The sequence below is a fragment of the Photobacterium alginatilyticum genome, assembly GCF_009910675.1.
Classification (GTDB): Bacteria; Pseudomonadota; Gammaproteobacteria; order Enterobacterales; family Vibrionaceae; genus Photobacterium; species Photobacterium alginatilyticum.
Map to the genome: position 1 here is coordinate 1 of NZ_RSEJ01000282.1, position 436 is coordinate 436.

Genomic DNA, 436 nt, shown 5'->3' on the forward strand with positions numbered 1-436 from the left:
ATGATGTCTAAACCCAATGATTTAAAACAAAGATTAAAGGATCCCAAAACAAGAAAAGATCTTTGTTTTATGTCTAAACCCAATGATTTAAAACAAAGATTAAAGGATCCCAAAACAAGAAAAGATCTTTTCCATTGTTTCCAYAATTGCACCATAATAAAAATTAAAATAGATTTGAAAAAAAAAAAACAAAAAAGAGAGGTTTCAAGACCACTCAATAAATGAAATGCTTAAATATWYTCCTTTAAGCCRCTGGAGAGTTAYCTAMCTTGAGTTATGAGTACAAATGATTTTTTTTTAAGGAAGTAAGAATAAAAAAAGGGGATTTCAACCATTTTTTTATAGACCCATTTGTGATTCTMTACATTAAGTMGAACTMAAAATTATTTTGAATGAGCCGTACGAGGAGAAAACTTCCTATACGTTTCGAGGGGGG

Annotated in this window: 1 protein-coding gene; it reads left to right on the forward strand. The window is 29.3% G+C overall.

From position 1 onward, the window contains the following. Positions 1-225: hypothetical protein (locus tag EIZ48_RS29290; protein ID WP_205298661.1), on the forward strand; the 225-nt coding region annotated here is incomplete at its 5' end. Positions 226-436 lie beyond the last annotated feature (211 nt).